Here is a 25597-nt window from a genome sequence, read left to right as displayed (position 1 = left end):
CCCAAGGGTGCGAATAGGATATGATTAAGCGGGCATTATGCTCGCTTTTTTTATATTTGAGGTTTTTGTGCTTTATTCTGCTTTTTCACAAATTCTACACGACAATCGCCAAAGTGGTCACCGAATCGTTTTGGCCTTGAGCGGTGGCGTTGACTCACGTGTGTTGCTTGATTTACTGATTCGATATCGCGCTGAAAATCAGGCTGTAGAATGCTGTGCTGTCCATGTTCATCATGGCTTAAGTCCAAATGCCGATCTGTGGCTTGAGCGTTGTAAGCAGTGGTGCATGGCTTCAGACATGTCATTTTTTAGCCATAGGGTGAACTTGGCACTGCCGCAAGGTGAAAGCCTCGAAGAGATTGCGCGTGAGGCAAGATATCAAGCACTACGCTCTCATGTTTCTGATGGAGACATACTGTTAACTGGGCAACACAGTGGTGACCAGCTTGAAACCTTTTTGTTAGCGCTTAAGCGAGGCAGTGGTCCGAAAGGTTTATCCAGTATGGCTCAGGTTATGCCATTTGAGGCGGGTTGGTTGGTTAGGCCGTTACTTACTCAATCACGGCGTGAAATTGAAGATTATGCGTTACATCACCAGTTAAACTGGAACGAAGACGAAAGCAACCAAGACCAACGTTATGATCGAAACTTTTTACGGCATTCCATACTGCCAAAATTAACCGAGCGTTGGCCTAGTATTGAGGCGTCAGTTCAACGTAGTGCAGAATTGTGTGCCGAGCAACAAGCATTACTCGATGAACTTTTGACTGAGAAACTAGAGGCTTGCCTTCATCGTGATGGCAGCCTTGTGATTGACTTACTTGCATCTCAATCAGAAATAGCGCGCCATCAACTGCTGCGAATGTGGTTAGCGCGACTGCGAGTGAGAATGCCAAGCAGAAAGCAGTTGAGTCTTATTTGGAGCGAGGTAGCGTTAAGTCAGGCTGATGCCAACCCTAAATTAGCCTTGAAAGCTGGTGAAATACGCCGTTTTCAATCTCGTCTCTATTGGGTGGAAACTTACCAAGACCTTGCACTTTGGCAGCAACACTTAGTGCTCAACCAAGCTTGTTCGCTTCCCGATGGCTTGGGCCAACTTATATTAAGAGAGAGAAGAGAAGACGCTTTATTGACCCTTAGGGCACCGATCGACAATGAAAAAGTATGGGTACACTTTGAACCGCAAGGATTATCGGCTCACCCAATGACACGACAACACAGCAGAAAATTGAAGAAATTGTTCCAAGAGTACGGCGTTCCGACTTGGTTGCGTAAAAGATATCCTATTTTGATGTATGGAGACAGGATTGCCGCGGTAGGGAACCTTTTTGTTACACGTCACTGTTCTGGGCAAGAATGTGAGCTAATTTGGTATAAATAGTCACATTGTGTGTCACAATCACATGATAATTCTACCGATAATGGAATAGGTGAAGTGATGAAGAAAGTCGTAGTGGGTCTGGTTCTTGGTTTGGCGTTTATGAGTGGTTCAACATTAGCCGCTGGTGACGCGGCTGCGGGTAAAACCAAAGCAGCAATTTGCGCTGCTTGTCATGGTGCTGATGGCATTGCCATTATTCCGGGTTACCCAAACCTTAAAGGCCAAAACGAAAAATACTTAGTGGATTCAATGAAAGCGTACAAAGCGAAGCAACGTAACGGCGGTTTAGCAGCCGTTATGCAAATGCAAGCCGCTATGCTAAGTGATACTGATATTGAAAACCTAGCCGCTTACTTCGCTAGTCTTAAGTAGAATTATATAAAATCAGGTCTATCACAATCGAATATTGTTGGTGATAGACCGTATTCATTCGTTACATTTTCAAACAACAAGGTTTTTGATAATTGATTGATACTCTTCTACAGTCAGTAAAAGGGTAGATAAGTTGAACAACGCTCGGATGGGGTTGTCCTACCATTAATTAGGCAGTGAGCCACTTATATTTCATTCAGATCCAACAGGGAGTGTTGTTATGAATGTCGATTATTCTTATTTTCAGCGAGTATCATTTGATCGAGTGATGGCGATTATCGTTGCTGGATATCTTGTATCTCATTTTCATCTTTTTGTACAAGCACTCGCTTTAACAAGTTTACGCTTGATTCCTGCGGTTATTATGCTGATCACCTTGTTCAGTGGAATAGTGGCGCTTGTCGGGTTATACAAAAAGGAAACATGGGGCTACATACCGGTTTTATTTTTCATACCGGCTTTAACCTTGTTCTCAGGAGTATTGAACCTAGGAACAGGCGGCGAAGAGTTGATTAAAAACACAGCCATATTACTGATAAACATTAGTGCATTTTTGTTCTGTGCTTGGTGTTTAATGCAAAAAATGGAAGCCACCTGATTGGCTATTGCGTTGATATCAGTAATAATAAGGAAAACTGACAGGTTAAGGGACTACAATGAAAAAAATTGAAGCCATCATTAAGCCGTTTAAGCTTGATGATGTACGAGAAGCGCTGGCTGAGGTTGGCATTACCGGCATGACGGTATCTGAAGTGAAAGGGTTTGGGCGCCAGAAGGGCCATACTGAGCTTTATCGTGGTGCAGAGTACATGGTAGACTTTTTACCTAAAGTGAAGCTAGAGATTGTGGTGACCGACGATGTCGCTGAGCAATGCGTTGATACGATCATTGAGACGGCTCAAACGGGCAAGATTGGTGACGGTAAGATCTTTATCACCAGTGTTGAGCGTGTTGTGCGTATCCGTACTGGCGAAGAAGATGAAGACGCTATCTAATCTTTGGTTTTTGAATCCTCGTGTTAGGATACCAATGCACGGTGGTTCAATTTACCTTGATTAAACCGTGTCTAGATTCGAATTGATATTAAGGAGCGCAAGCTCCTTTTTTGTACGAGTAGATAAATGAAAAAACGAGCCCTTGTTACTTTAGGTTTGGTCATGGCCGCGATACCCCTTGCGTATCATTTGATATTTTCCGTGCCATTGAAACCCCAAGTGATTTCTTTTGAAGCGAATCAAAGTCTAGAAGAGCAGGTCTGTTATCAAGGAAAACCTGATCAGTTCATTGATGAACAAGGCATGCTTTCTGTTCTTGTTTGGAATATTTATAAGCAGAACCGAGACAATTGGCAGCAAGAGTTGGAGAGGTTTTCTAAGCATGCTCAACTTATCTTGTTACAAGAGGCAAGTTTAGATACCGGTTTTATCGGGTGGCTAAAAACCAAGCAGTGGGCCAGCAATCATGTCAGCGCTTTTCGTGCGTTTGAAACGAGCACGGGAGTTCTGAACCTCGCCACTCAAATGCCAAGTAAAGCGTGCGCGTTCATTCAAAAGGAGCCTTGGCTTCGATTACCTAAATCTGGGCTCTACGCGACGTATGGGCTTTCAAATGGTCAGAGCCTAGCGGTTATTAATATCCATGCAATAAACTTTACTGTGGGTACGTTGGAATTTAAAGAGCAGCTGGTGGCACTTAGGAATGCGGTAAACAAGCATCAGGGGCCCATGATAATGGCTGGTGACTTTAATACTTGGAGTGAAGAGAGAACTGAAACGCTTGAGGATTTAATGGCGTCGCTATCCATGAATGAAGTGACATTTTCTCCGGATCATCGTACGCAATTTATTACAGGCTTGGTTTTAGACCATATTTATTATCGAGATTTGGTGCTAGAAACCGCAGAGGCACCCTCTACGGATGCCTCTGATCATAATCCTTTGCTTGCTACGTTTAGCTTACAAGAAGAATGATTGCCCAGCAAAGGAAGTAACCGACCCAAGGAAGGGCCGAGATAACCAATGCTTGGCCTTTTTCAATCGTACTAAGAGCACCAAGTGCTGCGTAACCGAGAACGATATACCATGGCATCAATAGCGGGAATGACCTTGCAAATGTTGACCATTCGTTGGTTAAAGGTAACTTAAGCAGTCCGTTTAGGCTGTTGAGATCGGCGGCATACGACATAACCTGTCCGTGTTTTAGCAGAACACTTACGTAGCTGGCAAAGTCACCAATAATCGCAGGGAATAGAATGACGCTACAGACAGCAAACCATTTCCAATAGCTTATTTGTACTTGGCTACCTTGAGTGGCTAATTTGAACCAAAATGCCAAGAGTAAAATTGTAAATGATCGGCCTGCGATATTACGAATTACTTCAGTTGCAAGCATGGTATTCGCATCAATCAGTTTAATCTGATCCGGTGCTACTTCTGACATTTGAATAACCAGCTCGGCTTTTAACCATGCAAAGTTAACCAAATCAAAATAGCTTCCCCAGAATGCAAATGGGCTGAGGATCAAAATTAAGTAAGGCCACCAGCCCCACATTCCTCGTTGGTATAAAGCGGCGAAACAAGCTGTTGGTGCTCGAAATATATCGAGCAGCATAGCGAATGGATTACTAGACGGGGTCATACACTTACCTTGGTGACATCGACGTACAGCTTGATTTTTTGTCCGGGCTGTAAGTACTTAGATTTTAATAGTGAGTTCCATTTCACGATGTCATTGCTTCTGACTTTAAACTTAGAAGCAATACCGCTGATGGTGTCGCCAGAACGAACTGAATAGAATACCGTACGAATAATGGCGCCTTCATTGGAGTTTTTCCAAATAACCAAATCTTGGCCAATTCGCAGTGTATCTTTTGGTCCCATACCGTTCCATTTTGCCAGTGATTGATGGGAAACCTTGTTGTTCTTAGCGATCGACCAGAGGCTATCACCACTTTTCACAGTATGGGTAAATTTGTACTTACCTCGTGAGCGAGATTGGGTTTTTGCTAATCGGTTGTCGGCACTTAGCGCATACGTCGCGTCATTTTTAGTCGACGTAGGGATCATAAGGTGCTGCCCAACGCGAATGGTGTTATTACTCAGGCCATTCGCTTTTTGGATGACCTTGGTTGTGGTGTTGTATTTATTAGCAAGTACGCTCAGGCTGTCACCAGATTGTACTTGGTAGCGGACTAACTTAAGACCTTTGCCCTTGTTTTTGCGGACTTCACTGTTAAATTTATCGACAGTTTCAATAGGTAGCAGTAAGTGTTGAGGGCCATTAGGTGAGGTTGCCCACTGGTTGTACGCTGGGTTGTAGCCTTGTAGCTCTTTCACTGAAAGGCCTGCATATTGTGCGGCAATCGCGAGATCAAGCTGTTCTTTTGGGTCAACCGTTGCGAGCACTGGCTTGTTCGCAATAGGCGGTATATTCACACCGTATTTTTCTTGATTGGCTAGAATGTCCGCTAGCGCAAGTAACTTAGGCACGTAGCCACTGGTTTCTTTTGGTAAAGAGAGTGAGAAAAAATCGATAGGTTTGTTGGCTTTTTTGTTAGCTCGGATGGCGCTATTTACACGGCCGCCTCCGCTATTATACGCCGCAATTGCGTGATCCCAATTTCCGTCAAACCTCTTGTTAAGAGATTCAAGGAAAGTTAACGCGGCGTCAGTTGCTGCCGCAACATCACGACGTCCGTCATACCAATAGTTTTGATCTAACCCATAAGCTTTGCCAGTTGCTGGCACAAATTGCCACAAACCCGCGGCACTGCCATGAGAGTAGGCGAACGGGTCAAAAGAGCTTTCTACGATAGGCAATAAGGCCAACTCTAGTGGTAAGCCACGTTGCTCAATTTTTTCAGTAATTAAATGTAAGAAAGGTTCAGCACGCTGTGACACCGTTTTCAGGTGATTTGGGTGTTTGATGTACCAAGTACGGTAGTAGTCCACCGTTTTGTGATCTGGAATGGGCATCTCTAACTGCATCGCAATACGTTGCCATACATCTTCTTGAGTCTGTGGGGTCACCACTGGAACAGGCTTGGTTTGCGCTATGGATGCGTTTGGCTTGCTGACTTTAGCGGTAGACGAGGGTTCCGTTGAAGGTGTATTCGTCTCGGAGTTTTGAGTCGTGGAGGGTTCTTGTTGGGTGAGTTGGCAGCCTGTTAGCGCAAGTGCTAACACCCAACTGTACTTTACTCTCATTGTTCCAGCCTTTTTAATTAACGGCTGGAGATAATACTTGTCATTCATTATGAGTGACAAGTAAGAAATCGTTAAAATTCGTTCTTCCACTCACGAAGAGCAGTAAATACTGCAACAGGTGACGTATCTAGAGTGCGATTTGCGACAGATTTGATCACACTTTTCTGATTGCACCTTAAAAATGGGTTGATCCAACGCTCTTGCTTAAGCGTGGTCGGAATCGTTGGCTTTTCCTGGGCGCGTAGTCGAATAACATCATCACGATATTGACGTAATAAATCGTTGTCTGGCTCTACCGCTAAAGCAAATGCGACGTTGCTTGAGGTGTATTCGTGTGCGCAAAAAATCTCAGTTTCCTGAGCAAGCGCATTAATTTTGTTAATTGAGTCAAACATCTGTTCGGGTGTGCCCTCAAAGACTCTGCCGCAACCTGCAGAAAACAAGACGTCACCGCAAAAGAGTTTACCATCACCGGTATAACCAATATGACCTTTGGTATGGCCCGGCAGGCCAAGTACAAGGAAAGTTTCGCCAAATAAGTCTAGTTGGTCACCGTCTTCAACAGGGGTTGTTAACGTAGGGATAGGCTCAGACGCTGGGCCAACGACCTTGGCATTAGGGAAAGCCATGATGAGATCAGAGACACCACCAATATGATCGTTATGATGGTGAGTAATTAATATGGCTTCTAAATCCAATTGATGTTGGCGCAAATACTCTAAGACAGGTTTCGCATCTCCAGGATCGACAATGGCACAACGTTGATCGCTATTTTTGATCAGCCAGATGTAATTGTCGTTAAATGCAGGTATGCTTTTGATGGTTAACATATTTGGAACTCCGTTCACCAGATATTGAGGCGGAAAAAATCAATGAAGCCAGCACGCACCTCTCGAAAACTGAAACAACCCCATTCTTGGCAACAAATGAGTAATGGTCAATGGGTATCTGAATCAATTCAGATGCGCTTGGATGAATGGTGCCCAAAATTCTTTGGCTATCATATGCTCAAACTAGGCGGTCTCAGCTGTGAGATTACCACTTGCAACTGCAATATACAGCATCAAGTTCAAGTGGACATCACCAACCCGTTACATAACGTCATTGCAGACGCATATGACTTACCGTTTGCTGAAAAAAGCTTCGATACCATTTTGTTAGCGCATCAGTTGGACTATTGTAATGATCCTCACCGGCTGTTGCGAGAAGTTGATAGAGTGATGGTAGACGACGGTTATTTAGTTCTAACAGGGTTCAACCCAATTAGTTGGATTGGGGCGTCCAGTATTTTGCCATGGCGGAAAAATGATTTGCCGTGGAGCGGTCGTATGTATACGCCTAATAGAATTAGAGATTGGCTTGGTCTATTGAATTATGAAGTCGTGCATTCGGATTGCTATGCACTATTTCCGTTCAAACGCTACCGACCAATGTGGACTTGGCTTGAGAATGGTGTCGGTCAATGTTTAACGCCATTTGGTAGCTCGTACTTTATCGTTGCACGTAAACGGACTTACCCACTTAAACCCATAAAGCCACACTGGCGATTAAAACGCAGCTTATCGCCGCTTGGTGCCAACTATCGAATGAAAACCAACGACACGCGTATAGACTAAAGGCTAGGCGACATACTCACTTAGCCTTTAATGGACGGTCTTTAACTGCATTGTCTTTAACTACACAGTTTTTAACTATTGGGTTCGTAGCCGACGTCATCTTCACTTGGTGCTTCTGCGGCAGCTCTTGCTATATCGTCACAGATTTCGTTTTCACGGTGGCCTGCGTGGCCTTTTACCCAGCGCCAATCGACACTGTGCCGAGCGGTTTCTTTGTCTAGCGCTTGCCACAGATCTGCATTTTTTACTGGCTTTTTGGCTGATGTTTGCCAGTCACGTTTTTTCCAATTGTGGATCCACTGAGTAATACCTTGACGGACATACTGGCTATCCGTGGTTAATATGACATCGCAAGGTTCTTTAAGGGCTCTTAGTGCGACAACAGCCGCCATCATTTCCATTCGGTTATTGGTGGTGAGAGCGAAGCCTTTAGCGAGTTGTTTCTCTGTCTGTTTGTAGCGCAGCACGATACCATAGCCACCAGGGCCTGGATTACCTAAGCACGAGCCGTCTGTGAAAATTTCTACTTGTTTGGTCATCATTTGATACTATTAACGAATTCGGCAACTGTACATTCATCAACCCTGTACATTCATTCACATAGTCTGACACATTAATCATTATGAATACCAGTATCAATCCCCAGCAACACCGCATCGTCGTACTCGATACCGAAACCACCGGTATGAATACTGAATCTGGCCCTCATTACATGGGGCACCGAATCATTGAAATTGGTGCGGTTGAGATCATAAACCGTAAGCTTACGGGGCGACATTTCCATGTTTACCTCAAAGCAGACCGAGCGATTCAGTCTGAAGCGGTGCTGGTCCACGGTATTACCGATGAGTTTTTGGTGGATAAGCCAGAATACCGAGACGTGCATAAAGAATTTTTAGAATTCATTGATGGCGCAGAGTTGGTTGCCCATAACGCGCCCTTTGATGTCGGCTTTATGGATCACGAATTTGGTATGCTTGACCCTAAGATAGGGAAGACAGAGCAGTACTGTAAAGTAACCGATACCTTGGACATGGCGAAGAAAATCTTCCCAGGCAAGCGTAATAACCTTGATATTTTATGTGATCGTTACGGTATTGATAACTCGCACCGTACCTTACACGGCGCTTTACTCGATGCTGAAATTCTAGCAGATGTCTACTTGTTGATGACGGGTGGTCAAACCGACCTGAAATTCAACAGTGGAGAAAATAGCGACGGCAGTGAAGAAATTGTCCGCGTTGCCAGTGGCAGAAAGGCCCTTAAAGTTTTACACGCATCGGCCGATGAAATAACTGCGCACAATGAGCGTTTAGACTTGGTTGAAAAAAGTGGCGCTTGCCTTTGGCGTTAATTGGGAGAATATATGTTGCGGATTTTGCTTTGTTTGTGTGTCGTATTATTAAGCTGCGTAAGCCGAGCAGAAACGGAAACGACCCAGTCGTTATTGGATAATCGTTTTAGAATCGATTCAACAATATCCCAAGCCTCATTTGTTATTTATCGAAAAAAGCGTTCCCAGTCGGTGGTGCTTGTTCGTCCAGACGGGACTAAGTACTACGCATGGCAGCATCCAGAGAACGTACGCTGGTATGAAGAACCTGGTATGGATATTATTTCCATCGACGATCCAATGCGAGGCCCTTGGCAAGCGATTGGTAAGGTTCATCCAAAAAATAATATTAAAATTATCTCCAACCTAACTTTAAATGTAGATAGCTTTCCTCAACGTCTATATATGGATGAGAGCCTTAAGTTCTCCGCCCGCCTTGAGCAAAATGGGGCTCCTCTGAATTTACGAGACTTCTTGGAACGGGTTAATCTGAACGTCACTTTTACTAAATATCTAGAAAACGAAGCCTCGTTATCGGCAGACGCTCGGCCAATTCCTCAAGTGTTAGGGACGTTCGAGGACGACGGCCGTAATCTGGATGAAGTTGCGGGTGATGGCAACTTTACGGTTGAGCTTCCTATCGATATTGAACCGGGCAAATACCGTGCTCGTGTTACCTCTGGTAATGGCGTGTTCTTACGTGCAGTTGAGCAAGTTGTATTGGTGTACCCGCCTCCTTTAACGGCGGCATTCGCGCAAGCTCGCAGCGAAGACAAAGAGCATAACTTTACCGTAACCGGTGAAGAAGGCGTGATTGCTCCGGGATCTATTGCCGTCACAGTAGAGCAGACCTCTCCTGACGGGTTAGAGATGATCACTCAGGGGCAATCTGAAAAAGCCGGAACCAAAGCTTACTTTGCGCTTCCCAATAATAGCTTACCGGGTAAGCATACTTGGAGTGGGTCGGCATATGCGACCGAAGCGGCAACGGGACGTGAGCTCGTTTTTCACTTTAGAGAACAGTCATTCAGTATTGTTGAGAAAGTGGATGTAGAGAAGTCCATGGAAGCGTTTAAAAAGGCGCAAGAAGAGAAGCGCCTGCTAGAAGAAAAAGAGCTGCGTGAAATTGAGCGTGAGGAAGAGCGTTTCAATGGAATGTTGATTCTTATTATAGGCAATATTGCGGTGTTCGTTATCGGGCTGATAGTGTGGTTTGTGATGCGTAAAATCAAAATGAAACGTCAACAAATACCTGAAATGCAATTGTCGATGCCACCGAAAGACTAAAATAAGCGCAGTGCCAAATAGGAGCGATGTGAGTGAATCACTGAGTATGACTCCATAAAAAAATAGCCACATTTTGCAATGTGGCTATTTTGGTTTTAATAGGCTCCGGCTCGATTAAGCCACGGCATCCATTGAGGCTGCTGGGTACTTTGATTGAGCCGCTAGTTCATCGAACTCAAATTCATCAACGTTAATGGTTTCTAACCGTAGCTTCTCAGCCAAGATCAATAAGTCGGCCTCATCTTTCGTTAAAATATCTTCTTTAAGTCCAAGTCGAGCGACGTGATCGAGTTGAGTAAATGGGCGGCGTTGCTCTAAAGCTTTACACACTTTAAAGAACAAAGGTTCTGCCGCTAAAATAACGCTAAGTGCTTCTTCAATCTTTCCTACTGGATTGTGCTGTGTTGGCTCAAGGTATTGGTCTTGACCCAAGCGAGAGCGAGTAGCACTTGGCGTTTGTAGCACGAGCGCTACTTTACTATCTAACTGATCAGACGGTAGCTTGCGAACACGGCCATACGGCATGATTAACACTCGTAGTGTTCGGCCTATCCATTTGACTGGGAAGTTCGTTAAGAAATGGTCAATCGCTTCTTCCGTTTGGTGCAGGCTGTCTTGAAGACCCCAATCAAGCAGTGGTAGATCTTCTTTTTGCGTGCCTTCATTTTGGAAACGCTTCAATGTTGCGCTACTTAAGTAAAGTTGACTTAAAATGTCGCCAAGTCGTGCTGAAAGGCGTTCTTTACGTTTCAAAGAGCCGCCTAAAACCGTCATTGAAATATCTGACAGCAAAGCCATATTGGCACTGTAACGGTTCAATTGTTGATAGTAACGTCGAGTTTCATCGCTGGTGGGGGCATCAGAACCGCGACCATCGGTCAGTCCTAACCAAATACTACGTACTAGGTTACTCATGGTGAAACCAATATGGCCAAACAAGGCTTTGTCGAAGTTTGCCAGTGCCTCGCTGCTGTCTGAATGAGCTGCTTCCATTTCACTTAGAACATATGGGTGACAGCGAATCGCACCTTGACCGTAAATGATCATCGAGCGAGTCAAAATATTCGCGCCTTCTACCGTTACAGCAATCGGTGCGCCTTGGTAGGCTCTTGCCAGGAAGTTTGAAGGGCCTAAGCAAATACCTTTACCACCGACGATGTCCATCGCGTCAATGATGCTGCGTTGACCACGGTGAGTACAATGATATTTAACAATGGCTGAGATGACCGATGGTTTTTCCCCTAAATCGATACCCGCTACAGTAAGTTTCGCTGCGGCATCCAGAACATACGCATTGCCACCCAATCGAGCTAGAGGAGCTTCAATACCTTCCATATGGCCGATCGGTTGCTTAAATTGACGTCTGATTCGAGCATAAGCACCTGTTGCAAGCGCTGCGGTTTTAATGCCTCCGGTTGCGTTGGAAGGCAGAGTAATACCTCGGCCGACACTTAGACACTCGACTAACATACGCCAACCTTGGCCAGCCATCTCTGGGCCACCGATGATGTAATCCAGTGGTACAAACACATCTTCACCACGTGTAGGGCCGTTTTGGAATGGGATATTTAGAGCAAAGTGACGGTTTCCTGTTTCTACGCCATCCATGTTTGTTGGGATAAGTGCACAAGTAATGCCTAGATCTTGTTTGTCACCAAGTAAGCCATCAGGATCACGCAGTTTGAATGCGAGACCTAATACTGTCGCTACAGGGGCAAGAGTAATGTAGCGTTTATTCCACGTTAATCGCATGCCAAGTACTTCTTGCCCTTGCCATTCACCCTTACAAACGATACCGAAGTCAGGGATGGAGCCCGCATCAGACCCAGCTTCTGGGCTGGTAAGTGCAAAACATGGGATTTCCAAACCTTGAGCAAGTCTTGGAAGGTAATGGTCTTTTTGTTCGGTCGTACCATAATGTTGCAGCAATTCGCCAGGGCCTAATGAATTAGGAACGCCAACGGTAGAAGACAGCACACCAGAAACCCCAGTGAGTTTTTGTAAAACAATAGACTGGGCGTATGCAGAAAACTCAAGGCCGCCGTATTTCTTTTTAATGATCATGGCAAAGAACTTATGATCTTTTAAGTACTGCCAAACTTCCGGTGGTAAGTCGGCCAACTCATGAGTGACTTGATAGTCATTAGTCATGGCACAGACTTCATTAACAGGACCATCAATGAAGGCTTGTTCTTCTTGTGTTAATTCAGAAGGTTTGATTTCTTCAAGTTTACGCCAATCGGGCTTGCCTCTAAATAATTCGGCTTCCCACCACACAGTACCAGCATCTAGCGCTTCTTTTTCTGTGGTCGACATTGCTGGAAGTACTTTTTTAAACACGGTCAGAGCCTTGGCACTGATAAGTGACTGGCGCAGAGCGGGCATAGCGATAATGCTAGCGGCAACAATGAACACAACCCAAGCAATTGGACCTATGGTGCCAAAAAAGCTACCGACTGCCATTACCGCTGCAATCAAACCTAGAGATTTGAACAAAGAAGAGCGGTGATATAGGGGGATTCCTATCGCGAGCAAGATACCAAGTGTAGAGAGCAAAATATCCATTTTTGTAGTCCTTATCGTTTGACGTTTTTTATAGTAATTATGTTTCAGTGGTCGTACCAGTAGTCTGATTGTAGTCTAAGTGTTAAGCAAATGTAAAACCCTAAAGTGTTCAAAAAGTGATCTGAGTAAGGGGGCAGTGAGCAAAAGTGGTGCTAACTTAATCATTTATGGATGTTTGTTATTAACTAGAGCAAGGAACGGCAAGCAAATGTCGACACTGATGAAGATTTATAGGTAAACTCAGGTAATAGCAGGATCGTAATGATTCAGTAGCTCAAACTAAAACAGTAAGAGATATCCTATGTACCAAGATCTAATTCGAAGTGAACTTAATGAAGCGGCTGAGGTGTTACAGGCGTTTCTTTCTGATGATAAAAATATTGCCCAAATCGAAGCAGCGGCGAAGATGATCGCTGATTCATTTAAACAAGGTGGTAAAGTGCTGTCTTGTGGTAACGGTGGTTCGCATTGTGATTCGATGCATTTTGCTGAAGAACTAACAGGGCGCTACCGTGAAAACCGTCCCGGCTACCCTGGTATCGCCATTTCTGATCCTAGTCATATCTCTTGTGTAAGTAATGATTTTGGCTATGATCACGTGTTTTCACGTTATGTTGAGGCGGTGGGTTCAAAAGGTGATGTGTTATTTGGTCTGTCTACGTCAGGCAATTCTGGCAACATCTTAAAAGCCATTGAAGCGGCAAAAGCCAAAGGCATGAAATCTATCGCGTTGACAGGCAAAGATGGCGGTAAAATGGCAGGGCTAGCGGATATTGAAATTCGCGTACCACATTTTGGCTATGCTGATCGTATTCAAGAGATCCACATCAAAATCATTCATATCGTGATTCAACTGATCGAAAAAGAGATGGCGTAAGAGGAATAAAGGATTATGTGTGAGTTGCTCGGAATGAGCGCCAATGTGCCAACGGACATTTGTTTCAGCTTTACAGGCTTGATTCAAAGAGGCGGAAACACTGGCCCTCATCGTGATGGCTGGGGTATCACTTTTTATGAAGGTAAGGGCTTTCGTACTTTTAAAGACCCTAATCCAAGTTGTCAGTCTAAGATTGCTGAGCTAGTACAAAACTATCCGATCAAAAGCTGTGCGGTGGTTAGCCATATTCGTCAGGCTAATCGTGGGCAAGTTAATCTTGAAAATACTCACCCATTCACTCGTGAGTTGTGGGGGAGATATTGGACGTTTGCCCATAATGGCCAGCTGAGTGATTACGATGAGAAGCTCCAGTCCGGGCGTTTTCGACCGGTCGGCCAAACAGACAGCGAGCTCACATTTTGTTGGTTATTGCGTCGCTTAGAAGCGCGCTACCCTGAAACACCGACAGACATGAACGAAGCGTTTGCGTACATAGCTCAGTGTTGTGATGAGCTTAGGCAATTTGGTGTGTTTAATATGCTGCTGAGCGATGGTGAATACGTCGTAACGTATTGTACTAACCATCTGTATTGGATAACAAGACGTGCTCCTTTTGGTAAAGCCAGTTTGATCGACGAAGACGTAACGATTGACTTTAAAAAGGAAACAACACCAAACGATGTGGTTTCAGTGATTGCTACTCAACCATTAACTGATAACGAATCTTGGCATCGTATGAAGCCAGGCGAGTACAGTGTGTTTCATTATGGTGAGCTAGTTTTGGGTAATGCAGACCAATTGAAAAATGTCCCATTTGCCGCGGCAAAACCTGCCAGTCAAGCTCCAACACAAGCGCTATAGCGAACTCCGTAACAGCCAAAAAAAAGGTCAGTGCATGCACTGACCTTTTTTATATCAACTATTTTTAGTCTTGAGCGTAGCCAGAATCTTCTAGAACTTTGCCGTCTAACATCGCATCTCCGCCCTTCATGGACAAACGCTCTTGAGCGAGCCATTGAACCACTAGCGGGAAGATTTGATGTTCTTGAGTTTGTACCCTATCTTGCAACAATTCTGGAGTATCACCAGAAAATATTGGGACTTTTGCCTGCAAGATAACAGGACCACCATCGAGCTCTTCGGTCACGAAGTGAACACTGGTGCCATGTTCTGTGTCGCCTGCCTCAATTGCTCTAGAATGGGTATCAAGACCCGGATACTTAGGCAGAAGGGAAGGGTGGACATTGATCATCTTGCCTACGTAGTGTTCTACGAACTCAGCTGACAAAATACGCATATAACCAGCAAGCACAATAATATCGGGTTGATAGTTATCGATGTGTTGCATTAACGCGTGATCAAATTCAACTCGACTAGCAAAATCTTTTGGATTTACAAAGTGGGCATCACTCCCACTTTGTTCAGCACGCTTTAATCCGTAAGCGTCTGCTTTGTTAGAAAAAACAGCGCTGACTTTACCCAAGATTTGACCGTCATTACAAGCATCTATGATGGCCTGTAGGTTACTGCCGCTTCCTGATATTAAGACAACGATATTTTTCATAATTTAGCGGATCTCTACTTGTTCTTCGTCAGCTTTTGCGTCTGCAATCTCACCGATAACCCAAGCGTTTTCGCCTTCAGCTTTTAACAGCTCAACAGCAGCGTCTGCTTGATCTTTCGGCAGTGCGACGATTAGGCCAACACCACAGTTAAAGGTGCGGTACATTTCGTGTGTTTCTACGTTACCTTTCTCTTGTAACCAAGAGAAGATAGCCGGCCATTCCCAGCTGTTGCCATCAACAACGGCTTTTGTGCCTTCAGGTAGTACACGAGGGATGTTTTCCCAGAAACCACCACCTGTGATGTGCGAGATAGCATGAATATCGTGCTCTGCAATCATCTTAAGTGCTGATTTGATGTAAATCTTAGTTGGTTGAAGTAATTGGTCGCCAATTGTACGGCCGTTTAATTCTTCATTAAGGTCGGCATTTGATACTTCAAGGATCTTACGAACAAGAGAGTAACCATTTGAGTGTGGGCCACTTGAGCCGACAGCAATCAGGGCATCACCTGCCGCGACTTTTGTGCCATCGATGATGTCTTCTTTTTCAACAACACCAACACAGAAACCAGCAACGTCGTAATCTTCGCCTTCATACATACCTGGCATTTCAGCAGTTTCACCACCGATTAATGAACAGCCAGCTTGCACACAACCTTCAGCGATACCTGAAACAACATCTGCTGCTGTATCAACATCAAGTTTGCCTGTTGCGTAGTAGTCTAGGAAGAATAGCGGTTCGCCGCCTTGAACGATTAGATCGTTCACACACATAGCCACAAGATCGATACCGATTGTGTCGTGTTTTTTCATATCCAAGGCTAGGCGAAGTTTAGTACCAACACCGTCTGTGCCTGAAACAAGCACAGGTTGCTTGTATTTAGTTGGAAGTTCACATAGGGCACCAAAGCCACCAATGCCACCCATTACTTCTGGGCGACGAGTGCGTTTTACAGCACCTTTAATACGGTCTACTAGTGCGTTACCTGCATCGATGTCAACACCAGCGTCTTTGTAGCTTAGGGAAGAATTATTACCGCTCACGGGATAGTCCTCGAACTTAAATGGATGTGAAAAACGGCGCTATTCTAACAGGGGTTGACCAGAAAAGGAAAACGTTTGCGCGAGTTTTTTTTAGTGACACATATTCTGAAATTCATTCTAGTTATGTGTATAATCGGAAGGTTTATTTAAAATAATGTCGGAGTTGGGAATGAAAGTTGTTGAAGTGAAACACCCTCTAGTTAAGCATAAAATTGGTTTAATGCGTGAAGGTGACATCAGCACAAAGCGTTTTCGTGAGCTTGCTACTGAGGTTGGCAGCTTGCTAACGTATGAAGCAACCGCAGATTTTGAAACAGAGCGCGTTACGATTAATGGTTGGGATGGCCCGGTAGAGGTTGATCAACTGAAGGGTAAAAAAGTAACGGTAGTGCCAATTCTTCGTGCGGGTTTAGGCATGATGGATGGTGTTTTAGAGCATATGCCAAGCGCACGTATCAGTGTTGTTGGTATTTACCGCGACGAAGAAACACTAGAGCCAGTTCCTTACTTTAATAAATTGGCATCTAACATTGATGAGCGTATCGCTTTGGTTGTCGATCCAATGCTTGCAACTGGTGGCTCAATGATCGCCACTCTTGATCTTCTGAAAGAGAAAGGTTGTAAGTTGTTTAAAGTCTTGGTTCTTGTTGCTGCTCCTGAAGGCATCGCTGCATTAGAAAAAGCGCACCCGGACGTTGAGCTGTACACAGCTGCAATCGATGAGAAGCTAAACGACAAAGGCTACATTGTTCCTGGTCTTGGCGATGCAGGCGATAAGATCTTCGGTACTAAGTAACCGATGATGTTGACTCACTAACTTAGTTAGTCGAAAACACGATAAAAAGGAAAGCACTGTGGCTTTCCTTTTTTTAGCACTTAGCTTTTAGTACTTCGCTTCTAGCACTTCGCTTTTCAATCAATCTTCTTCCATCTGAGCATTATCAACAACGTGATTCTCACCCAACTCATGGGGTAAAATCAGGTTCAGAAGAATAGCGACAATGCCACATAAGCTCACGCCCTGTAGGCTAAACTCGCCAATACCGAAAGCCATGCCACCAATACCAAATACTAAGGTAATCGCTACAATCACTAGGTTACGTGATTTGTGTAGGTCGACGTTATTCTTGATCAGTGTATTAAGACCAACGGTTGCAATAGAACCGAACAGCAAGATCATAATGCCACCCATTACCGGAACAGGTATGGTTTGCAACAAAGCGCCCAACTTCCCAACTAACGCCAGTACAATTGCAGTTACCGCAGCCCACGTCATGATGACAGGGTTGAAGGCCTTAGTAAGCATTACAGCGCCAGTCACTTCACTGTATGTCGTATTAGGTGGCGCGCCAAGCATAGAAGCGGCAATGGTTGCTACTCCGTCGCCCGCTATGGTGCGATGTAAGCCTGGCTTTTTCAAATAGTCTTTCCCGGTAACATTCGAAATAGCCAACATATCACCCACGTGTTCGACGGCAGGTGCAATGGCGACAGGGATCATAAAGAGAATGGCGTTGATGTTAAATTCAGGAAAAGTAAAGTTGGGCATAGATAACCAACTCGCTTGAGCGACTGGAGTGAAATCAACCACGCCATAAAATAAGCTCAGTGCATAACCAACGCAGATGCCGCCAAAAATTGGCAAAAGCTTTAAGTAACCTTTGGCAAAAACACTAATGGCGATGGTTGTAAATAATGACGCGCAGGCAATGATTAACGCCGCATTGCCATCAATGAGCTGTACAGCACCATCGCCTGTCTTACCTAATGCCATATTGACCGCAACGGGCGCAAGGCCAAGGCCAATCACCATGATCACAGGCCCCACTACTACGGGAGGCAAAAGTTTATGGATGATGGCAACACCTTTAACCTTGATTACGGCACCCATGAGTACGTACACAACACCCGCAGCCATTAGGCCACCCATCGTCGACGCAATGCCCCACGTTTGCACACCAAACATGATAGGGGCAATAAACGCAAAAGAAGAAGCAAGGAAAATGGGTACGCTACGCTTAGTAATAACTTGGAATAATAGGGTGCCGACACCTGCGCCAAAAAGAGCAACGCTTGGATCTAGGCCGGTAAGTAATGGAACAAGAACTAATGCGCCAAAAGCGACAAATAGCATTTGAGTTCCCTGTAGGATATTCGACATGTGACTGGGTCCTGTAAACAAAATTCGCAAGATATTAGCATTTAGCAATCGTTTGCAATTATACATAGATCAAGTAAATGCAATTGAGTTTGCAAAGTAGTCGCGTCAATTCTGTGTTAGTTGTTCGACAAAGAGGCGTTGAACGTAGGATGAAGCTTGCCGATGAACCAAGAGTTGCTTATCATTTGTAGTTCATTCATTAGTGTAGAATTTTTATGTATCGAATTGCTTGTTTGTTGCTATGCGCGTTGTCGCTACCAAGCCATGCATTAACCAAAGTTGATGTATTCAAAACGGAAGTTGTTTTGCCCAAGCAAGATAAAGCCGAAGCGGCCGCTCAAGCTCAAGGGCTAGAGCAAGTATTGATTAAAGCTTCCGGGCAGAAGTCTGTCGCTAGCAATGAAGTGATAAGCAAAGCGCTACGTAGTAGTGGTCAGTATCTGTCTCAAATTGGAACCGGCTCTATTGCGGGTGAACCTAGTTTAGTGATGGCTTTTAACCCAAGACAAGTTCAGAGCTTGTTAACCCAAGCGGCGGTTCCATATTGGACACCTAATCGTTCAAATGTATTGGTATGGGTGGTTGAAGAAGACCGATACCAACGGCAGATTGCTTGGGAGCAAAGTGGTTCACGGGCGGTTACTCAAATTACAGAGCATGCGCAAACTCGAGGGTTGCCTATCACGGTTCCGGTAGGGGACTTTGATGATGTAACGGGAATTTCGGCTCCAGATCTTTGGGGTGGTTTTGTTACTCCTATCAGCAATGCCAGCACACGTTATCCGGCAGATGCAGTGCTGGTGGTGAGAATACAACATTTATCTAATCGCACGTCAGTACGCTGGACGCTGTATGATCAAAAACCTGAAGCTATGGTTAGTGAGCAAACGTCGCCAATGACCGGCCAGTTATCAGGAGCCGTTGATCCAGTGCTCGAGCAAGTTGTGGATCAAGTGAGTGACTACTTCTCTAGCAAAAGTGCAGTACAAGTGTCTGATAGTTCCACTCAATATGTACTGACTGAATTTTTGGACGTGAGTAATGCCTCCGATTTATTTAACTTAGAGTCTTTGCTTAAAGGGTTAAACTCTGTGGCAACGGTTGATGTCATGAAGATTCATGCAACGGGCATTACATTTAGGGTTCATTTGCTAGCAGCGCAAGCTGACTTTGAGCGAGAGCTGAGTAACTTTAAGCAAGTGCAGAAGTTCGAAATGACGCCGGAATTTGAATTGATAGAAAGCCAACCGGTCGATGAAGCTAATACAGTGAATGCAGAAGCCGTTTTGGTGGATTCCAATGAACCTGACGCGGCCGTTGCGCCTGCCACTAATAATGAACCGAGTGTTTCTAGATTCGATTCAAATACAGGCGTGAATAGTGCAGAAGGTGTTGCTGCAGAAGAAACTTTAGCTGAAGACACAGACGCTGTTGAGGATATTTACAAAGCAACACTCGTTTATGAGTGGCTTGGGTAAGTTTTCTATTAGCCAGTTACGAGCAAAGCAGTAATGATAAAAATGGCGGCCAATCTGGCTAATGCCGATCGTTTAGCTACTTGAACGATCCTCCAGAGGCCTCATAATCGGTCGTAACGTAAGTTACGGCCGATTTTTTATGTCTGAGTTTTCAAAAGAGTTACAGGTTACCGCAGAGTTTTGCCACGAACGTCCAATCGATGTGTTTAATAAACACATTCCTTGGGAATGGGTTGAAGAAGCTGTTCAACAAACTGGACGAGTATCGCTCAGAAAGCGACGCCTCCCCGCAGAGCAAGCTGTTTGGTTAGTATTAGGGATTGGGCTCCAACGTAATCGCTCCATTCAAGATGTCTGCGACAAGTTGGAGTTAGCATTCCCTGATGTAGATGGTGAACTCACACCTATGGCAACAAGCAGTATTATCAAGGGGAAAGAACGCCTCGGCGATAAACCTATGCGTTACTTATTTAAAACTACAGCCCAACAGTGGGAGCAACAATCAGACTTTGACGAAGTTTGTGGCTTAAAGCTTCTTAGTGTCGATGGAACGTATTTCAAAACTCACAATACCGAAGAAAATCAGCATTTTGGGTTTGCTCAAAAAGGTGCATCATTTCCAAGCGTGTTGGGAGTAACATTAATGTCTACACGTAGCCACCTTGTGTCCGATGCTGCTTTTGGACCAGTAACAAACAGTGAAATATCATATGCCCAACAACTTGTGGGGTCAGCACCAGATGACTCATTAACACTTTTTGATAGAGGGTTCACTTCTGCGGAGTTATTTACCAGCTGGCAGGGTGCTAGCAGTAACAGCCACTGGTTAACACCAATCAAAACCAAAATGCGCTATGACATAATCGAGAGTTATACTGATTATGATCATCTCATTGAGATGCCTGTTTCACCACAAGCTCAAAAGCAGACTCCCTATCTTGGCAAGAGATGGCAAGCACGCCTTATTCTAATTCCAACCCCTAAAGGTGAAATCAAAGGCTTCATTACTTCGTGCTTATGCCCTGAGCGCTATCTGTTTGATGACTTAGTTAAAGTGTATTGGGAGCGTTGGGAAATCGAACGCAGTTACGGCGAACTAAAGCAGTATCAGTTACAAAACAAACCAACATTACGAAGTAAGAAAAAGTCGGGATATATCAGGAGCTATGGGGAATATTAACCAGCTATAACATCGTGAGGCTGGAAATGGCTGAGATGGCTAAACAACATGAAGTTGAGCCTCTACGGATCAGCTTCATTAATGCCTTATTTTTGATTATGGATGAGATGATTTGGGCGAGCGACACTCGAAGTCCAGGAGCGATACAAAAAAACTTAAAAGCTCTCAGGGACAATGGGAAGCGGCTTATTCTCCCCAAGAAACGGAAAAGGAAACCATACCCCAGAGCGGTTTTAAAAAAGCCAGCCCGATACCCCAATAAACATGCCACTCGCTCTTAAGCGAGTGGCATTAGGCCAATCTGGCCGCCATTTTTGTATAAACTATTCAGCCATACATAGATCTAAATAACAGAGCCAGTTATTTAGATGTTAGCTGTTTTCACTTTGTCCATACTTAGCTTTTTCTTGTTTTTCTACTTCAGATAAACGAATGAGCTTTAAGCCTTGTTCACGGCCTTTCTCGCGAGCATATAAAGTATTAGCAACAAAAGCGACGCTTGTGATGAATAACTCAATGCAGGCTAATAGGCGCTCACCTCCGTCTACGTAAATGAGCGTTAAAGCGTGCAAAAAGTACAGCATCAAAACAAAGTTTGCCCATGCATGGGTATACGCTTTACCCGCTAAAATACCACGCAAAGGCAATAACAAAGGGATGCACCAAGCAATGGTTAAGGTAACGCTATTGATGTCTGGATGAGGGGATATGACCGATTGCAACAATGCCACCCAAGCAATAAGAGCAAGGTTTGCCGTTAACGCAAGGTAGCGATAACCCGCTGTTTTCTTTTCTGACATGATTACTCCGTTAATCAGACATTCGGTATTGAGTTCATTGCACTCAATACCAATCGTTCCGGTTTGAGTGTTACCTAAAGAATGGTGAGTACTTGCTCTGGTGGGCGGCCTAATTTAGCTTGCCCGTTTGCAATCACAATTGGGCGTTCAATAAGTTTAGGGTTGCTCACCATAGCCTCAAACAATTGCTCATCAGTGACATTCGCTTCGCCAAGAGATAGTTCTTTGTATACGGCCTCTTTGGTGCGCATCATGTCACGTACACTCGGTAGTTGAAGTAATTCAAATACAGATTTTAGTTGCGAGGTGCTCAAGCTTTCATCTAAGTACTTAACGATCTTAGGTTCAATACCACGCTCCTCCAGTAAGCCCAGAGTTTCTCGGCTTTTTGAACAACGAGGGTTGTGATAAATGACGACTGACATAACTTTCTCCTAGTTTTGAAGAGCAAAAAATCGATCGCGCTCGACACTTAATTGGTCGATTCTTGCGTCGTATTTTGCTTGTTTAAGACTTCCTAAATCAACCAGTTGACTGGCTTCGCTATAATTTTGTATTGCTTTGGTCCAGTTTGCTCTTAGAGCAAATATTTCTGCTTTTGCGGCAAGTTCTTCGTCTGGATTATCCAGTTTTTGGTGGGCATCGGCTAATAGTGACCAGCCGTTAATGTCTTCTGGGTAGTCATGGGTATAGCGCTGTAAAATACGAACCGCTTTATCGACTTGGTCGCTTTCGTTGAGCAAGTTAGCGTAGTTAATCGTCAGTACCGGATTGTTTGGTTTTTTATCCAGCGCCTTGGCAAGAATGTCGATGGCCGTTTGATATTCTTTTTTATAGAGGTATAAATCGGCAATGGCGTCTAAATAGAAGTTGTTATTGGGTTCTGTTTTCAACAGCTCCAATAAGATAGGTTCCGCTTTGTCGAGTTTTTTGGTATCTAAGTACGCCAAAGCTTTACCGTAACGATAGGTCGGGGCTAACGCTGCTGAGGCCTTTTTCAAGCGACGATCCATCCAGTCGATCGCGGCTTCGCTATCAATGCCAGCATGACGTGCCACAATTCGAGCCTTAGCCAAATGGTATTCTAGCGAAGGGCCAAGGCGCAGTGGTGGGTAGCTTTGAGCACGCGCTCGGGAGTCGGTGATACGATCTTCAGGCAATGGGTGCGTTAATAGCATAGGGGGTGGCTTGCTGGCATAACGGAACTCGTCGGCAAGTCGGCCAAAAAATCGTGGCATATCATGAGGGTCGAACCCTGCTTTAGACATGGTAACTATGCCAAATCGGTCGGCTTCTTTTTCGTTTGCACGCGTGTAGTTTATTTGGCCTTGAATTGCGCCAGCTTGAGTCGCAGTAATTGCTGCGATTCCGGCTTGTGGGGAAGCAATTGCAAGTAATAATGACCCAACTAACGCTGCCATAGTTGCCGGTGAACGGTTTGCTTGTGCTTCCATCGCGCGAGCTAAATGGCGTTGTGTTACGTGCGCGATTTCGTGCGCCACAACAGAGGCCAACTCACTTTCTGACTTGGCATGGAGAAACAATCCAGAGTGTAGAGCGACATAGCCACCAAAAAAGGCAAAGGCGTTGATGTTACGGTCTTGGATCATGAAAAAGTGGAACGGTGTTTTCACGTCATTGGCGTGAGCAACGAGCTGATGCCCCAAATTACTGATGTATTCGTTTAGTACTGGGTCATGAACAATCGGCTGACTTGAACGCAGCATGCGCATGTAAGCATCGCCGTAACGTAATTCTTGATCAATCGTCAACGTAGACGCTGCCGCAGTACCAATATCGGGTAATTCGTAGCGGCTATCTTGAGCTTGTACTGGATTGCTAAGAAGAGCAGCAATACATAAGCATAATGTGGAGCGAGAGCGTTTATACATAAGGTTTCGTTGTACCCTGCTTTATTCTAATAGAGATCCATCGTTATTTGGACTACAAGTCACTGATATGGTTTCTTCTTTATTATCGCATTTTGAGCGTATTTGCTGTCAATGATAAATGATTTAGGGGTTATTCGCTGATGTGTCGCAGCAAAACTAAGTGCGACAGCAATATTATTTATCCAAATAATGGCAAGTTTCGCTAATGAAAGGAAGAACAATCACCCGTTAAGCATTACAATGCTGCGATTATCATAAGCGCCGAGATAAAGAATGGAAGACCGAACACTGAATTTATGTGAAGAGCGTTGCCCTATGGCGCTTTTAAGAGCCAAACGCTTCTGTGCGCACATGCAAGATGGTGAACGAGCTTCAATCTTAGTTACTGATAAGCAATCTTTGCATGATATGGTACGATACTTCCAAGCGCACTCCTTTTCCGTTCAGCTGGAAGAATGTGACTTAATTTCGACTTTAACCGTTCAAAAAGAGAGACAGTCCCCCCATGTTTGATATGGTAACCAGTTGGTATAAACGCCGGTTTTCTGACCCTCACGCTGTGAGTTTGGTTGCAATTCTGCTGTTTGGTTTTGCCACGATTTATTTCTTCGGTGGTTTGATTACGCCTTTATTGGTGGCGATCGTTTTAGCCTACTTGTTAGAATGGCCTGTTAATCAGTTAAGCCGTTTTGGTGTGTCTCGCAGTTTTGCCGTTCCTATTGTGGTATTGGTTTTCCTCGGGCTGGCTTTGTTAGCCGTGTTTGGTTTAGTACCAACCATTTGGACACAAGTCGGGAACTTAGTTAACGATATCCCAAATATGTATAACGGATTGCAAAAATTCATCTCAACGTTGCCAGAGCATTACCCTGAATTGGCGAATATGCACATTGTTGAGACCATCTTTGAGAAAGCAAAAACCAAAGCGTTGGGAATGGGCGAAAGTGTCGTTAAAGGTTCACTGGCTTCGTTAGTCAGCATTGCCGCGCTCGCGATTTACCTAATTCTTGTGCCTCTTCTGGTGTTTTTCCTCTTGAAAGACAAAGAAGAAATGTTGGACATCCTAAGTGGTTTCCTGCCTCAAAATCGCCGTCTTGCGACCAAAGTATGGCGTGAGATGAACACTCAAATCTCGAACTACATTCGCGGTAAAGTGATGGAGATCCTCATCGTGGGTAGCGTAAGTTACCTCACGTTCGCGATTCTAGATTTGCGCTATTCCGTGCTTCTTGCCGTTGCTGTGGGTTTGTCTGTTTTGATCCCATACATAGGTGCTGCAGCGGTTACCGTACCGGTTACCATTGTCGGTTTGTTCCAATGGGGTTTAACGCCTCCATTTTATTACTTACTGATCGCATACGGTATTATCCAAGCACTTGATGGTAACGTATTAGTGCCAGTACTGTTTTCTGAAGCGGTAAATCTGCACCCAGTCGCCATCATTGTGGCCGTACTGGTATTTGGCGGACTATGGGGCTTCTGGGGCGTGTTCTTTGCCATTCCATTGGCGACGCTCGTCAAAGCGGTTATTAACGCACTGCCAGACGGTGGCGTGAAGCCAGACAAAGAAAACCTGCCGCAAGAGTAGCTTTCTTGTTGGAAGACTGTTGAAACAAAAACACCTCGCCAAGTGCGAGGTGTTTTTGGTTTTAAACTTTGGTTATCGAAGCTTAAGCTTGGTTTAAGTAATCCAAAACCACTTCATGGTGAGTTTTGGTTTTAAACTTATTGAAGACATGTTCGATCACGCCTTCTTCATTGATTAGGAAGCTGATACGGTGAAGGCCATCGTACACTTTGCCCATGAATTTCTACCCTTGGAAATATTCTAAGACCTTATTT

Annotated in this window: 26 protein-coding genes and 2 pseudogenes; 16 read left to right on the top strand and 12 right to left on the bottom strand. The window is 44.6% G+C overall.

Annotated features, from left to right (window positions below):
- Positions 1-37: 37 nt before the first annotated feature.
- From tilS to VTAP4600_RS10850, 5 genes are all read left to right on the top strand, one after another.
- Positions 38-1381: a tRNA lysidine(34) synthetase TilS gene (gene tilS / locus VTAP4600_RS10870; protein WP_102522816.1), complete on the top strand. Its 1344-nt coding sequence runs from the start codon at positions 38-40 to the stop codon at positions 1379-1381.
- Positions 1382-1438: 57 nt separating this feature from the next.
- Positions 1439-1753 (top strand): c-type cytochrome, encoded by a 315-nt coding sequence (locus tag VTAP4600_RS10865; RefSeq protein WP_102522815.1) that lies wholly within the window; start codon positions 1439-1441, stop codon positions 1751-1753.
- A gap of 220 nt (positions 1754-1973) precedes the next feature.
- The gene (locus tag VTAP4600_RS10860) at positions 1974-2351 is read left to right on the top strand and encodes a hypothetical protein (RefSeq protein ID WP_102522814.1); all 378 of its coding nucleotides are present in this window, start codon (positions 1974-1976) and stop codon (positions 2349-2351) included.
- A gap of 58 nt (positions 2352-2409) precedes the next feature.
- Entirely contained in the window at positions 2410-2748 is a 339-nt protein-coding gene (glnB, locus tag VTAP4600_RS10855; protein WP_102522813.1) for a nitrogen regulatory protein P-II, read from the top strand.
- 126 nt (positions 2749-2874) lie between these two features.
- Positions 2875-3723, top strand: a complete 849-nt coding sequence (locus VTAP4600_RS10850; RefSeq protein WP_102522812.1) for an endonuclease/exonuclease/phosphatase family protein — start codon at positions 2875-2877, stop codon at positions 3721-3723.
- On the opposite strand, the gene VTAP4600_RS10845 is transcribed toward VTAP4600_RS10850, so the two are convergent.
- From VTAP4600_RS10845 to gloB, 3 genes and pseudogenes are all read right to left on the bottom strand, one after another.
- Positions 3704-4390 (bottom strand): YIP1 family protein, encoded by a 687-nt coding sequence (locus VTAP4600_RS10845; RefSeq protein ID WP_102522811.1) that lies wholly within the window; start codon positions 4388-4390, stop codon positions 3704-3706. The genes VTAP4600_RS10850 and VTAP4600_RS10845 overlap by 20 nt on opposite strands.
- Positions 4387-5790: pseudogene (locus VTAP4600_RS10840) on the bottom strand (LysM peptidoglycan-binding domain-containing protein); the annotation flags it as partial. The pseudogene VTAP4600_RS10840 and the gene VTAP4600_RS10845, both read right to left, overlap by 4 nt.
- 239 nt (positions 5791-6029) lie before the next feature.
- Positions 6030-6788, bottom strand: coding sequence for a hydroxyacylglutathione hydrolase (gene gloB, locus VTAP4600_RS10835; RefSeq protein WP_102522809.1), 759 nt, complete (start codon positions 6786-6788; stop codon positions 6030-6032).
- Between the two features lie 42 nt (positions 6789-6830).
- Between gloB and VTAP4600_RS10830 the strand changes: the two genes are divergently transcribed.
- A complete protein-coding gene (locus tag VTAP4600_RS10830) occupies positions 6831-7574 on the top strand; it encodes a class I SAM-dependent methyltransferase (protein ID WP_102522808.1) in 744 nt (247 codons plus the stop codon).
- A 71-nt stretch (positions 7575-7645) separates the two neighbouring features.
- Here the strand turns inward: VTAP4600_RS10830 and rnhA are convergent, their stop codons facing one another.
- The gene (rnhA, locus tag VTAP4600_RS10825) at positions 7646-8113 is read right to left on the bottom strand and encodes a ribonuclease HI (protein ID WP_102522807.1); all 468 of its coding nucleotides are present in this window, start codon (positions 8111-8113) and stop codon (positions 7646-7648) included.
- 83 nt (positions 8114-8196) lie between these two features.
- Here rnhA and dnaQ point away from each other — a divergent pair, with 83 nt between their 5' ends.
- Positions 8197-8928, top strand: coding sequence for a DNA polymerase III subunit epsilon (gene dnaQ / locus VTAP4600_RS10820; protein ID WP_102522806.1), 732 nt, complete (start codon positions 8197-8199; stop codon positions 8926-8928).
- Positions 8929-8940: 12 nt separating this feature from the next.
- Positions 8941-10194: a TIGR03503 family protein gene (locus VTAP4600_RS10815; protein ID WP_102522805.1), complete on the top strand. Its 1254-nt coding sequence runs from the start codon at positions 8941-8943 to the stop codon at positions 10192-10194.
- Between the two features lie 114 nt (positions 10195-10308).
- On the opposite strand, the gene fadE is transcribed toward VTAP4600_RS10815, so the two are convergent.
- Positions 10309-12759 carry an acyl-CoA dehydrogenase FadE gene (gene fadE, locus VTAP4600_RS10810; RefSeq protein WP_102522804.1) on the bottom strand — a complete coding sequence of 817 codons (2451 nt, stop codon included), beginning with the start codon at positions 12757-12759 and terminating at the stop codon, positions 10309-10311.
- 301 nt (positions 12760-13060) lie between these two features.
- Between fadE and lpcA the strand changes: the two genes are divergently transcribed.
- Positions 13061-13636 carry a D-sedoheptulose 7-phosphate isomerase gene (gene lpcA / locus VTAP4600_RS10805; protein ID WP_102522803.1) on the top strand — a complete coding sequence of 192 codons (576 nt, stop codon included), beginning with the start codon at positions 13061-13063 and terminating at the stop codon, positions 13634-13636.
- A gap of 15 nt (positions 13637-13651) precedes the next feature.
- Positions 13652-14497 (top strand): class II glutamine amidotransferase, encoded by an 846-nt coding sequence (locus tag VTAP4600_RS10800; RefSeq protein WP_102522802.1) that lies wholly within the window; start codon positions 13652-13654, stop codon positions 14495-14497.
- 64 nt (positions 14498-14561) lie between these two features.
- Here the strand turns inward: VTAP4600_RS10800 and purN are convergent, their stop codons facing one another.
- Positions 14562-15200 carry a phosphoribosylglycinamide formyltransferase gene (gene purN, locus VTAP4600_RS10795; RefSeq protein ID WP_102522801.1) on the bottom strand — a complete coding sequence of 213 codons (639 nt, stop codon included), beginning with the start codon at positions 15198-15200 and terminating at the stop codon, positions 14562-14564.
- 3 nt (positions 15201-15203) lie between these two features.
- Complete coding sequence (purM, locus tag VTAP4600_RS10790; RefSeq protein WP_102522800.1) at positions 15204-16244, bottom strand: phosphoribosylformylglycinamidine cyclo-ligase; 1041 nt, start codon at positions 16242-16244, stop codon at positions 15204-15206.
- Between the two features lie 169 nt (positions 16245-16413).
- Here purM and upp point away from each other — a divergent pair, with 169 nt between their 5' ends.
- Positions 16414-17040: a uracil phosphoribosyltransferase gene (gene upp, locus VTAP4600_RS10785; RefSeq protein WP_102522799.1), complete on the top strand. Its 627-nt coding sequence runs from the start codon at positions 16414-16416 to the stop codon at positions 17038-17040.
- Between the two features lie 120 nt (positions 17041-17160).
- On the opposite strand, the gene VTAP4600_RS10780 is transcribed toward upp, so the two are convergent.
- Complete coding sequence (locus VTAP4600_RS10780) at positions 17161-18405, bottom strand: uracil-xanthine permease family protein (protein ID WP_102522798.1); 1245 nt, start codon at positions 18403-18405, stop codon at positions 17161-17163.
- A gap of 215 nt (positions 18406-18620) precedes the next feature.
- Here VTAP4600_RS10780 and VTAP4600_RS10775 point away from each other — a divergent pair, with 215 nt between their 5' ends.
- From VTAP4600_RS10775 to VTAP4600_RS26770, 3 genes are all read left to right on the top strand, one after another.
- Positions 18621-19883: a DUF2066 domain-containing protein gene (locus tag VTAP4600_RS10775; RefSeq protein WP_102522797.1), complete on the top strand. Its 1263-nt coding sequence runs from the start codon at positions 18621-18623 to the stop codon at positions 19881-19883.
- Between the two features lie 139 nt (positions 19884-20022).
- A complete protein-coding gene (locus tag VTAP4600_RS10770; RefSeq protein ID WP_231897791.1) occupies positions 20023-21063 on the top strand; it encodes an IS4 family transposase in 1041 nt (346 codons plus the stop codon).
- 26 nt (positions 21064-21089) lie between these two features.
- Positions 21090-21344 (top strand): hypothetical protein, encoded by a 255-nt coding sequence (locus VTAP4600_RS26770; protein ID WP_231897790.1) that lies wholly within the window; start codon positions 21090-21092, stop codon positions 21342-21344.
- 90 nt (positions 21345-21434) lie between these two features.
- On the opposite strand, the gene VTAP4600_RS10765 is transcribed toward VTAP4600_RS26770, so the two are convergent.
- The 3 genes from VTAP4600_RS10765 to bepA form a co-directional block, all read right to left on the bottom strand.
- Positions 21435-21863 carry a DUF2069 domain-containing protein gene (locus VTAP4600_RS10765; protein ID WP_102522796.1) on the bottom strand — a complete coding sequence of 143 codons (429 nt, stop codon included), beginning with the start codon at positions 21861-21863 and terminating at the stop codon, positions 21435-21437.
- A gap of 74 nt (positions 21864-21937) precedes the next feature.
- Complete coding sequence (gene arsC, locus VTAP4600_RS10760) at positions 21938-22288, bottom strand: arsenate reductase (glutaredoxin) (protein WP_102522795.1); 351 nt, start codon at positions 22286-22288, stop codon at positions 21938-21940.
- A 9-nt stretch (positions 22289-22297) separates the two neighbouring features.
- A complete protein-coding gene (gene bepA / locus VTAP4600_RS10755) occupies positions 22298-23755 on the bottom strand; it encodes a beta-barrel assembly-enhancing protease (RefSeq protein ID WP_102522794.1) in 1458 nt (485 codons plus the stop codon).
- A 273-nt stretch (positions 23756-24028) separates the two neighbouring features.
- Between bepA and VTAP4600_RS10750 the strand changes: the two genes are divergently transcribed.
- Together VTAP4600_RS10750 and VTAP4600_RS10745 are read left to right on the top strand one after the other, a co-directional pair.
- The gene (locus VTAP4600_RS10750) at positions 24029-24268 is read left to right on the top strand and encodes a sulfurtransferase TusA family protein (protein ID WP_102522793.1); all 240 of its coding nucleotides are present in this window, start codon (positions 24029-24031) and stop codon (positions 24266-24268) included.
- Positions 24261-25343: an AI-2E family transporter gene (locus VTAP4600_RS10745; RefSeq protein WP_102522792.1), complete on the top strand. Its 1083-nt coding sequence runs from the start codon at positions 24261-24263 to the stop codon at positions 25341-25343. The genes VTAP4600_RS10750 and VTAP4600_RS10745 overlap by 8 nt, the downstream gene beginning before the upstream one ends.
- Before the next feature lie 82 nt (positions 25344-25425).
- Here the strand turns inward: VTAP4600_RS10745 and VTAP4600_RS10740 are convergent.
- A pseudogene (locus tag VTAP4600_RS10740) lies at positions 25426-25566 on the bottom strand (thioredoxin-dependent thiol peroxidase); the annotation flags it as partial.
- Positions 25567-25597: the final 31 nt, after the last annotated feature.

This window comes from Vibrio tapetis subsp. tapetis, from assembly GCF_900233005.1.
Taxonomy (GTDB): domain Bacteria; phylum Pseudomonadota; class Gammaproteobacteria; order Enterobacterales; family Vibrionaceae; genus Vibrio; species Vibrio tapetis.
The sequence above is the reverse complement of the archived record's forward strand: the minus strand, read 5'-3'. Positions and strand labels throughout refer to the sequence as shown.

Bases quoted from the DNA above. Each gene is read 5' to 3' on its own strand.
- tilS (WP_102522816.1), top strand. From the start codon at position 38: ATGCTCGCTTTTTTTATATTTGAGGTTTTTGTGCTTTATTCTGCTTTT.
- VTAP4600_RS10865 (WP_102522815.1), top strand. From the start codon at position 1,439: ATGAAGAAAGTCGTAGTGGGTCTGGTTCTTGGTTTGGCGTTTATGAGT.
- VTAP4600_RS10860 (WP_102522814.1), top strand. From the start codon at position 1,974: ATGAATGTCGATTATTCTTATTTTCAGCGAGTATCATTTGATCGAGTG.
- glnB (WP_102522813.1), top strand. From the start codon at position 2,410: ATGAAAAAAATTGAAGCCATCATTAAGCCGTTTAAGCTTGATGATGTA.
- VTAP4600_RS10850 (WP_102522812.1), top strand. From the start codon at position 2,875: ATGAAAAAACGAGCCCTTGTTACTTTAGGTTTGGTCATGGCCGCGATA.
- VTAP4600_RS10845 (WP_102522811.1), bottom strand. From the start codon at position 4,390: ATGACCCCGTCTAGTAATCCATTCGCTATGCTGCTCGATATATTTCGA.
- gloB (WP_102522809.1), bottom strand. From the start codon at position 6,788: ATGTTAACCATCAAAAGCATACCTGCATTTAACGACAATTACATCTGG.
- VTAP4600_RS10830 (WP_102522808.1), top strand. From the start codon at position 6,831: ATGAAGCCAGCACGCACCTCTCGAAAACTGAAACAACCCCATTCTTGG.
- rnhA (WP_102522807.1), bottom strand. From the start codon at position 8,113: ATGACCAAACAAGTAGAAATTTTCACAGACGGCTCGTGCTTAGGTAAT.
- dnaQ (WP_102522806.1), top strand. From the start codon at position 8,197: ATGAATACCAGTATCAATCCCCAGCAACACCGCATCGTCGTACTCGAT.
- VTAP4600_RS10815 (WP_102522805.1), top strand. From the start codon at position 8,941: ATGTTGCGGATTTTGCTTTGTTTGTGTGTCGTATTATTAAGCTGCGTA.
- fadE (WP_102522804.1), bottom strand. From the start codon at position 12,759: ATGGATATTTTGCTCTCTACACTTGGTATCTTGCTCGCGATAGGAATC.
- lpcA (WP_102522803.1), top strand. From the start codon at position 13,061: ATGTACCAAGATCTAATTCGAAGTGAACTTAATGAAGCGGCTGAGGTG.
- VTAP4600_RS10800 (WP_102522802.1), top strand. From the start codon at position 13,652: ATGTGTGAGTTGCTCGGAATGAGCGCCAATGTGCCAACGGACATTTGT.
- purN (WP_102522801.1), bottom strand. From the start codon at position 15,200: ATGAAAAATATCGTTGTCTTAATATCAGGAAGCGGCAGTAACCTACAG.
- upp (WP_102522799.1), top strand. From the start codon at position 16,414: ATGAAAGTTGTTGAAGTGAAACACCCTCTAGTTAAGCATAAAATTGGT.
- VTAP4600_RS10780 (WP_102522798.1), bottom strand. From the start codon at position 18,405: ATGTCGAATATCCTACAGGGAACTCAAATGCTATTTGTCGCTTTTGGC.
- VTAP4600_RS10775 (WP_102522797.1), top strand. From the start codon at position 18,621: ATGTATCGAATTGCTTGTTTGTTGCTATGCGCGTTGTCGCTACCAAGC.
- VTAP4600_RS10770 (WP_231897791.1), top strand. From the start codon at position 20,023: ATGTCTGAGTTTTCAAAAGAGTTACAGGTTACCGCAGAGTTTTGCCAC.
- VTAP4600_RS26770 (WP_231897790.1), top strand. From the start codon at position 21,090: ATGGCTGAGATGGCTAAACAACATGAAGTTGAGCCTCTACGGATCAGC.
- VTAP4600_RS10765 (WP_102522796.1), bottom strand. From the start codon at position 21,863: ATGTCAGAAAAGAAAACAGCGGGTTATCGCTACCTTGCGTTAACGGCA.
- arsC (WP_102522795.1), bottom strand. From the start codon at position 22,288: ATGTCAGTCGTCATTTATCACAACCCTCGTTGTTCAAAAAGCCGAGAA.
- bepA (WP_102522794.1), bottom strand. From the start codon at position 23,755: ATGTATAAACGCTCTCGCTCCACATTATGCTTATGTATTGCTGCTCTT.
- VTAP4600_RS10750 (WP_102522793.1), top strand. From the start codon at position 24,029: ATGGAAGACCGAACACTGAATTTATGTGAAGAGCGTTGCCCTATGGCG.
- VTAP4600_RS10745 (WP_102522792.1), top strand. From the start codon at position 24,261: ATGTTTGATATGGTAACCAGTTGGTATAAACGCCGGTTTTCTGACCCT.